General features: G+C 56.2%; 9 protein-coding genes and 3 pseudogenes. 3 read left to right on the forward strand and 9 right to left on the reverse strand.

Features of this window, described 5'->3' with window-relative positions; genetic code table 11:
• Window position 1 precedes the first annotated feature (1 nt).
• The 5 genes from ACX3P1_RS22425 to ACX3P1_RS22445 all read right to left on the reverse strand — a co-directional run bounded on the left by ACX3P1_RS22425 (window position 2) and on the right by ACX3P1_RS22445 (window position 4,266).
• Window positions 2-709 carry a hypothetical protein gene (locus tag ACX3P1_RS22425; RefSeq protein WP_459081808.1) on the reverse strand — a complete coding sequence of 236 codons (708 nt, stop codon included), beginning with the start codon at window positions 707-709 and terminating at the stop codon, window positions 2-4.
• On the reverse strand, window positions 706-1,275 hold the full coding sequence (locus tag ACX3P1_RS22430; protein WP_459081809.1) for a hypothetical protein: 570 nt from the start codon (window positions 1,273-1,275) through the stop codon (window positions 706-708). Before ACX3P1_RS22430 ends, ACX3P1_RS22425 begins: the two co-directional genes overlap by 4 nt.
• A 245-nt stretch (window positions 1,276-1,520) precedes the next feature.
• A complete protein-coding gene (locus ACX3P1_RS22435; protein WP_459081810.1) occupies window positions 1,521-2,555 on the reverse strand; it encodes a CBASS cGAMP-activated phospholipase in 1,035 nt (344 codons plus the stop codon).
• Window positions 2,552-3,007: a hypothetical protein gene (locus tag ACX3P1_RS22440; RefSeq protein ID WP_459081811.1), complete on the reverse strand. Its 456-nt coding sequence runs from the start codon at window positions 3,005-3,007 to the stop codon at window positions 2,552-2,554. The genes ACX3P1_RS22435 and ACX3P1_RS22440 overlap by 4 nt, the downstream gene beginning before the upstream one ends.
• The gene (locus ACX3P1_RS22445) at window positions 3,007-4,266 is read right to left on the reverse strand and encodes a nucleotidyltransferase domain-containing protein (RefSeq protein ID WP_459081812.1); all 1,260 of its coding nucleotides are present in this window, start codon (window positions 4,264-4,266) and stop codon (window positions 3,007-3,009) included. Before ACX3P1_RS22445 ends, ACX3P1_RS22440 begins: the two co-directional genes overlap by 1 nt.
• A gap of 213 nt (window positions 4,267-4,479) precedes the next feature.
• Here ACX3P1_RS22445 and ACX3P1_RS22450 point away from each other — a divergent pair, with 213 nt between their 5' ends.
• From ACX3P1_RS22450 to ACX3P1_RS22460, 3 genes and pseudogenes are all read left to right on the forward strand, one after another.
• Complete coding sequence (locus tag ACX3P1_RS22450; protein ID WP_459081813.1) at window positions 4,480-4,800, forward strand: helix-turn-helix domain-containing protein; 321 nt, start codon at window positions 4,480-4,482, stop codon at window positions 4,798-4,800.
• Complete coding sequence (locus ACX3P1_RS22455; RefSeq protein ID WP_459081814.1) at window positions 4,797-5,720, forward strand: ImmA/IrrE family metallo-endopeptidase; 924 nt, start codon at window positions 4,797-4,799, stop codon at window positions 5,718-5,720. The genes ACX3P1_RS22450 and ACX3P1_RS22455 overlap by 4 nt, the downstream gene beginning before the upstream one ends.
• Before the next feature lie 103 nt (window positions 5,721-5,823).
• Window positions 5,824-6,109 (forward strand): annotated as a pseudogene (locus ACX3P1_RS22460) (transcription elongation factor GreA); the annotation flags it as partial.
• A gap of 1 nt (window position 6,110) precedes the next feature.
• On the opposite strand, the pseudogene ACX3P1_RS22465 reads toward ACX3P1_RS22460, so the two are convergent.
• The 4 genes and pseudogenes from ACX3P1_RS22465 to ACX3P1_RS22480 all read right to left on the reverse strand — a co-directional run.
• A pseudogene (locus ACX3P1_RS22465) lies at window positions 6,111-6,482 on the reverse strand (1,3-1,4-beta-glycanase); the annotation flags it as partial.
• 538 nt (window positions 6,483-7,020) lie between these two features.
• Complete coding sequence (locus ACX3P1_RS22470) at window positions 7,021-7,314, reverse strand: I78 family peptidase inhibitor (protein WP_459081815.1); 294 nt, start codon at window positions 7,312-7,314, stop codon at window positions 7,021-7,023.
• A gap of 828 nt (window positions 7,315-8,142) precedes the next feature.
• Complete coding sequence (locus tag ACX3P1_RS22475; protein ID WP_459081821.1) at window positions 8,143-8,346, reverse strand: DUF982 domain-containing protein; 204 nt, start codon at window positions 8,344-8,346, stop codon at window positions 8,143-8,145.
• Between the two features lie 39 nt (window positions 8,347-8,385).
• Window positions 8,386-8,496: pseudogene (locus ACX3P1_RS22480) on the reverse strand (DDE-type integrase/transposase/recombinase); the annotation flags it as partial.
• Window positions 8,497-8,562 lie beyond the last annotated feature (66 nt).

Here is an 8,562-nt window from a genome sequence, read left to right on the forward strand (position 1 = left end):
GTCAGCCACCGCTGGCATATTGGCTTATCGCAACAAATCGCTCGCGCACGATCTCGACCCGGCCTTGGGGGGCTCTGATGTTTCCTTCCAGAAAGTCATCGAAATCTGGGGCTTCAAGCAGAGCTTTGACCTGGTCACCGATGTAGGTGCGGACCTCATCGTCTGCGGCTCCGAGCTCAGCGACCAACTCTTCTCGGCCGTCGACGATCAAAAGTATGTCCTCGGCATCCCGGCTAGAAAGCAGATCGTTCCCACCTCTGCCAAGATATGCCTCCAGCTTCGTCGCGACGAAAAGTGCGGGTGTTAGGAGGCGGATGATGAGGTTCTCGTTCAACGGGCAATCGACCGCAGTCTCGATGCCGCTTTCATACCAACGATTGCTGAATCCGAGGATTTTGGGATCGTCTGGCATGAAATCGACTTTGATCTCGCCGAGATGCATTCGGCAAATGACACTGTCGTTGGGTGATTCCGAGAACCCTCGCTCTCGAAGCTGTTCCAGAAGTTGCGCCCATTCCGAAAAGCCGGCCAGATCGACAATTAGGTCGACGTCGTCAGTCGCCCTGACATCCTCGAGCGTGATGGCATCGGTGATGAAAAGAGCGGTCGTACATCCGCCGACGAACACAAGGCGGTTGCGCAGGTCGTCGCCCAGCGCTTCCGCGACAGCCCTTAGCATTGCTAGCAGTTGGCCTTGGATGCTGGTCATTTCTGCGCAAGCCTTTCCGAAAGACGCTCTGCCGCGAGGCCAGCCTCGCGCTGGTTTCCGAGTCTTATCGCATCCGCAAGGGCAAGATACTCGTACAGCCGATCATCCTTTTGAACGGCTTCAGGAACGCTTTTGAACAACGGCGTCACCGATTGTCCCATGTCGCGGCCGCTGGCATGGGGCCATACATAGATATAGCTGCCGGCGCTTATTAGGGCGTTCTTTAGGACGGGCGCCGCAAATGCGGTCGGGATTCCGCGCTGCATTGCTCCAGGCTTCGCTGGAAAAACGAACTTCAACCCGTGCACGATGAAACTCTGCAGGCTCCTGCGGCTCGGCTTCGCTCGGCCCGTGTCTCTGTCCCTGGCCGCGATACCGGATGCAAGACTTCGATTGATGGATGCATTGACCTCCGTCTTGCTTATGCCAAGAGAAGACTCCAGATTCCGGACCGAGTACGGATCCTCGCCCCGCGCTTCTCGGCGCAGAGTTTCGACACCTTTTTCTTTTTCCTGCTCCTGTAGGCTGATGAGCTTGAGCAGTATGACGATGTCCTGGCTTTTCATTCGATGTTGTCCGCTGTCCTCTGTCCGAGGACTAAGGACGTTTACACGGGCGGCGCTGTTCTGTCAAAGCAGAGGTCGAGAATCCAAAAACACCATAGCCTGATCGCCGGTCACAAGGCCGGTGAGTTCTTGTCGAGGAGTTGACTCGTCAACGCGGGCAGAGCTGCCAACACCATCAGGAATGCGTTGGCCTATCGTGGCCAGTATGGCATCGCGGGATGCGATCGATTGCCATATGTGGCGCATCAACAAACGGGATATTTTTCGAATTTGGTGGCATCGTCCAGCAGAAATAGCGACTGCACATGATGGCCGGACCCTTCAACGAGACTTCGCGCAGTCAGAGGAAGCTCTCGAAGCGACCGACGAGTGTCGTCGAGCTCAATCGGAGTGTCCGTTTCAGGCGGGTCTATCCGAATGACATTGTTCTTCCCAACGAGCAGGTAGGTCTGCCCGAGGGCGTTCTTGGACTGGGCTCGTGCGGCTGCGTTAAACGACCTCATGAACGCCCACTCCTTAGCTCCGCCGGAGCGAGCCCTCTCGTCAACCGTAAAAGTCGACTCGCCGGTACCGATGCTGAGCACGCGAATGTTCTCGCGGGGAACATCATAACAGGCCAAGGCATCGACCACCGCGTTCATCACCGGATTGTTCGCCCAGATCCCTCCGTCGATCATAATGTAGCCATCGTCGTCGACGGCCGGATAGTAAGACGGAGCTGCCGTCGTGTGCAGTGCGACGTGGGCGAACTTCTTGTGCCGATCCTTTTGATAGTCAGGATGGTGAGGCGTCTTGTACAAGAATGGCTCGCCATGCAGGCCCTCGAAGCTCGGTATCACGAGGCGTTTGGTCGAAGTATCCAGGACTTTGTCGCCAAAAATCTTGAGAAGCTCGTCCTTGAGGACGGACTGATCATGTTTGGGTTTGAAAATCCAGCGCGCAAGCTTGGCCAATTTCCGCACACCGGTACTTACGGGGAAGATACGTTCGCCCCGTTCGACATAGATGTTCAACGCCTGCTGCGCAGTCATTCCGTGCGCCAATGCCAGCGCGATAATTCCGCCTGTAGAGGTACCAGCGATCATGTCAAAATGATTGGCAATCGATGTCCCACCCAGGAAGCGTTTTTCGATCTCCGCCAAATAGGCGGCCGGGAAGACTCCGCGAATACCACCTCCGTCAATCGACAGGATACGAAACAACCGGTCTTTCGGCCACGGCAATTTGGTGCGGGTGTGCTGGATCGTCCCATCGGACCGGCGTGGAGGTGAATAGTTCATTGTATCCGATCCTCTATTGAAGCGACGCGCGGTTGTCCGGCGTGTCGTCCTCCGCCTGTCCATCTGCCCGTCATCAGCCAGAGTTCGTAGCAGGCGAGCCAATCCAGCGCCCATGGGACCGTGGTTTCCGCAATTCGCATGGATGCGTCCCACTCGTTGTTCTCGGGGTCAAAAAGACACAGAGTTGGGTCATCGACCGGCGGGTAGATATGGGGAAGTTGGCCCTCCTCGTTACCTGGGAGCCGCACGAGAACTGGTGCTACTACTCTGACTTCTGGCTGCGTGCCGATCCGATAACGAATTTCGAGCGTGTAGCGGACATGTTGCGGCCGCACGTCCCCTACCCAGCGAACCGACTGCGCGCGTTGGTGGATATTTCTTGCGGCTAATTGCGGCCATGTAGTCTTCATGGCCGCAATCTGTTCGCCGACGGACAGCGGAAGGGCAGACATTAGATCTTCTTCCCGAAAAATGTATGCGGCCTAGCGGCTGCCACGGCCGGACTTGCCAGCGGCGCCGCCGCGACGCCGGTGATGATACCCGGTGTCGGGAAGAGGACGCCGCCCTTCTTCGAATAGATCTGCTGCGATTTCTGAATTGCTGAGCCAACTTGGCCAGCAATGTTATCTGCAGCCCTGGTCACCACGCGATCGCCGAAATTACCCCGCAGCCAGTCCATCATGTCGTCGGGGAACATTTCTCCGCGGCGCATTTGCTCCAGGCTGCGAACAAGCGCCCGGAGATGACCGGCGAATTCATCTTGCTGAGTCACCGACTCTGGCCAGCGATCTGTAAACACGTCGTCGGGACAGACGGGGTTGGCGACACGCAGCTTGCGTCCGTACAGCGACGCATTTTCGATGTCGGCGGTGATCCAATTCGCAATTCGGATGATCATTGCCGAAAGTGAGGAATTGGGTTGCGCGGCTTGACCGGCATAAAAAGACAGCATCACGGACGGGGGAATGCGTCCGACATATCCTGCGTATTGAATGTTCCGGAAGCGCTTGATGAGCTGAAGGGCCAGGGTTGCAGTATTCTTGACGATGAAGTGCGTCTGATCAGGGACGTCATCTACCTCCGCATCGGCCTTTGCGATGCTGTGATCCATGTCGCGCCACCGTCGATGGAACTCGCTCGCCATACGGGCTTCGAGCGGAGTTCTTTCGTCATACCAGCCCGCAAATCCATAGGCGTTCATGTCCACGAGGCGATCGTCGCTTGAGCGCTCGGGCCCTTTGGCGTGGGTGATGAAGCTCTCCCGATCCCTCGTTCCGTATTCCCGAAGCGCGGGGGTGATGTCCAAATGCATCTTGTCGGCGTAGTAGAGCGTGACGCAGCGGGTCTGCCTCCTCACTCGCTGGACTGGATAGTTGGCCAATGCAGTCGCAAGCGCGCGAAGGATTTCCAAGGGTTCCATAGCGCGGAAACGGCCACCCAACTGAGAAACAATGTCGAGATCGAATTCGTCGTCGGTACCACGGTTGGAAATCGTGGCGTCGATCGCCATCGAGCCCTGCGGGTAGAAGTGCTCGATCTGATCGCGGAACGCTACCGTCGCTTCCAGATGGTTCCTGACAGCTTGGTATCGGCTCTTCGCCTTGTCGTGGAGGGAAGGTGGGAGCTGGATGCTCAGCGCGATCTCTGCGAGAATGCGGTCGAGCGGATCGTTAAACGGGTTAATTCCAGAAAATGCGTACTGCGTATTCAATGTTCTTCTCCATCCCGGGACTCAATCCCGATTGATCGTGGATCATCATGCCATCCTCCCCTGAGCCAGTAGGTTCACTATGATCTGATTCAAAATGTCGCTACTCCGAACATAAATGGGCGGCTTGAATGCTGCTGTCAAGGGCTCTAAAATTAGCCTAGTCCGAACTTGTGGATAATAGACGTTTGAGACAACCGTTACGGTGGATTTGAAATGAAATTTGGCACCCGGATCAAAGAACTGCGAACGCAGAAGGGTCTGACGTTGGACAAGCTCGCTCAGGAAACAGGCTCCGCTAAAAGCTATATCTGGGAACTTGAAAACAAGAATCCACCACGCCCGTCGGCAGAGAAACTTGCGGCAATCGCCTCGGCGTTGGGCGTCACGGTGGACTATCTGATTGGTTCAGATGAACAGACCCTGGAAAAGGCGGAGGACACTGCTTTCTACCGGGAATATAGTAGTCTTCCAGAAGATACGCGTCGGCAGATTCGCGAGATGGCGAAAATTCTTGGGACCAAAAAGGCGAAATGACTGAAACAGAACGTCCCCGTCCTCTGAAAGAGACTGCTCGCATCACGCAAATGCTGGATATTGTCCTCGGGGCGGATCGTTTCGACCGAGGTCCTGTGGCCATTGCTGAACTCGCTCGGGAATATTCGGCAAAGATCGAACCTAGCGGACCAATTCATGAGGTGGTGGCGCGCAATCTCTCAGGCTGCGTCGGTGCGCTCGTCTACAGTGAAACACAGCCGCGCCAATGGGCTATAATGTATCACGCCAACCAATCCGCCGGCAGACGAGCCTTCACGATTGGACATGAGCTTGGACACTATGTCCTTCATCGGCGAACGATCGAGCAGGATAGCACCTACGATCACGGAATTTATTGCGACGAGAATAGTGTTGTCCGCCGCAATGGTTCCGGAATTGAAAAGGAGGCGGACGAATTCGCCGCGGCGCTTTTGATGCCGTTTCATGATTTTCGGAAACAGCTACCGGCGAAAGAACGCCCGGACTTCGAGGCGCTTGGCCGAATCGCAAAACGTTATGGGGTTTCGTTGACCGCAACGATTCTCCGTTGGCTCGAGTACACCGACACCAGGGCGATCATGATCGTGTCGAACGAAGGATTCGCACACTGGGCGAAATCGAGTGGCCCGGCATTCAAGACAGGCCTATACCTCAAGACGAAAGACACGGTCTTTGAGTTGCCGCAGCAGGCGTTTGCTTCGCGCCGAGACTATTCGGACGCAGCGCTGGTCGGAACAATGAAGGCCGCGAATGTCTGGTTTCCGGAACCGGCCTTCGAAATGTGTTTCCGGTCGGACCGATATGATCAGGAGATAACGCTTCTCCACTTCGAAGGCGAAGGCCCGCGATACCAGGGGGAGGAAGAAACTCCCGATACACTCGACCAATTTAATCAAAACGGTCTGTTCCCGTCTCGGTGATTGAAATCGATGCAATCGTTCTGAAATTGGGTGAACCGATATACGGATACGCTGAGGCGGCACCGTGTGGGACAATTCTGACCCCGTCCAAGGGATTTCGAGATTGAGTGTTGCTTTCACAAAAGAAGACAGTGCCGAAACCGCTTCGGAAACTGTGCTGCCTGCCCGCGCGATTTCCCCAGGACCAAACCTTGTCACGGAAGCGGGACTGCAGGCTCTGGATTTGCAGCTCAACCAAGCCCGACAGGCCTACGAAGCTGCCAGCATAATTGAAGATGTCAATGAACGGCGCCGGCAAGCAGCGATCCCGTTGCGCGATCTGCGCTACTTCGCGGAACGAGTTCGCAGCTCAGCTTGTGCCTAACCCGACATCGACGGAAAGGGTTGCTTGCCACCATCCAGCGTCTGATGGTCGGACCCGCCCTTGATGATGTTGTCCGATGCATTTCCGAACGCATAGCGATTATTGCCGGTGACGACGAGGTTCTCGAAATTATCGGGGAGCTTGTAGCTCATCCAGGTGTCGATCGTGTCGACACCTGCCCCTGCATCCTCGACCGCCCTGTTGATCGTGGAATAGAGATAATAGTAGTCGTCGCCCGCGCCACCATCCATTGTGACATTGACGCTGCTGTCTCCCCACAAGGAGTCGTTTCCGGAAGTGCCGTGCAGTTCCGGTCCCGACTCGGTCGCCGAGGACCAATGAGTGGAACCACCGGTGTAGGCAAGAGGGATACCTTTGGCGTTCACGACGGTACTCATGAGAAATCCTTCCTCGGGGTGTCCGGCCTGCTCAAATTATTCAATTCATTCGATACGAGTCCCGGCGGCCGCTTTCCGAGCAATGTTGCAACGAACGATTTCCTTTCAGCTTGGCCTCCGCCAGGAAGCTTGTCGCTCCACAGGGTCTCGCCCGTCGAAACGAAAACCCCTACTTTCGCCGGGGCTCAATTCGAGATCTTTTATTGCGCTGGTGCACTGTCAGCGGGGGGTGTTGCCTGGGTATCAGCTGGCGCCATCGTGCTGTTATCGGCCGGTGCAGGTGTTGTTCCGTCTGTAGACGATCCGCCCGAATTATCACTGCATGCCGCAGTCGCTGCCAGCATAAGGGCCAGAATTGCGAAAAAATATGGCTTACGGGTCATTTCGTCCCTCACGATAAAGCCCCCACAATTCGCAAAGGGCAGAGGAAGAAGTGGTAAGTCAACGCTTGAAGGACTGGGCCAGGTTCAAAGTTTCTTACCCGATGTAACCCTCAATCTCCTCGCTTGAACGAAACCCCCGCGAAGAGAAGGAGATATTAGCCGCAGCTGGCTCGAACGATCTTGCCTGTTTTTGGATCGGTTTCGATAGTGACGCGTTCCTGCCGGAAATCCATCGTGACAGGGTCGCCAGGCTTGATTTGCCGAACGATCGTCGCACCGGTCAATTGCTTCGCCTGAGCGTCGGATACTCGATCTAGACCGACGAGTGCCGCTGCTGTTTCCTGATCGCAAATGCCCGAACGGGGTGGCGATTTCGCAGCCTCACTCTGGCAACCAGCAGCGAAGGCAATGCTTGCCGCCGTCCCCACCAAGAAGATTCGTCGATGCATAGTAACCTCCGGCATGTTTAAGATTTGGGCATTCAGGATGGCACGGTTGATTGGCCCTCAATAGGCTTGGAATGAAACCCGATAGGAGATCGGGCCTTGTTAGCAAAGGAAGGGCTTGCCGCGAGCCCGGAGGCGGCTGAGTGGCAGGCGATATAATCTACAATAGCAGGGCGAGGCTCGATCGTGGGAGGATCGCCGAAGCGTGATCGAGCCTCAAACCCGCTGACCCCCTCGTCAGCCCTAACATGCTGCCAGCGCCCTATGATTCGGGCAACTATGCACTGTGGATAAACAGACAGCCGTTCCGCCGGGCAACGAAAACCCCGTCAATCGCGGGATTTTCGCATGAGCGTTATGTCTCTGCTATTCCGTGGGTGCCGGCAGAGGCGTTGGTGTCGTGCCAGATGGTGCTGACATTGAGCTTGGCGGGGGTGGCGCTTGCGTTGCAGGCGGGAATTGGGGATCCTGCGACTGTGTCTGACTGCATGCAGCCAAGGCAATTGTCGCCAATCCAATGGCAGCGAGAAGTTGGAATTTACGGGTCATCTATCGTCCCTTCGATTTCGCTCCCTGCGGGTCGGCATCATCGGGATTGAGGACGCGAGGTCAACGTCGCCGCGATCAAAGGTTCTTACCGGCGGATACGAAAACCCGGCGCGAGGCCGGGGATGGAAGGGCAGATAACCGTTGGCGACAAGCCAATCGCGAATGACCAGGCTGGCGAGTTCGTGACGAATTCCACGCACAAGAGATCGCCAACACCCTGATGAAGGAAAAACAGTGCCGACATGTCGTGCTGCCCGTCATCATCACGCCGGTGTCATGACTTCAGGTTGCAAGCCTTTCCTCAGCCAGAGCCTCTGACTCATCCAAAAACTCGACAACGGCATCCTTGGCCTCACCCGGCGGTATGGACCCAGCGTTTGCGGCTTCGGTGCTGCTCGCGGCGGCGTAATAGAGAGGACCTCGTTCCATCGTCGGCCAGCCATCGAGAAATATCGTGGCTTCTTCGACAGAGCCGATCGGACGAATACCGAACTCGCCATACTTGGCTCAGATGGTTGCCTTGAACACCGTTTCAACGCCGCACAGGATAGTCGCGGCGCAGGTGATCGATTTGAAGCCGAGCATGGACCATCTCCGGCGTTTGATTCGCCGATGGTCCTGCTCGATCCGGTTGTTATCAGGCATGAATAGGCGCGACGCGCCAATCCGTATTCCCTCGCATGGACGGATCGACTACCGTCC

The organism is Mesorhizobium sp. A623, from assembly GCF_054489405.1.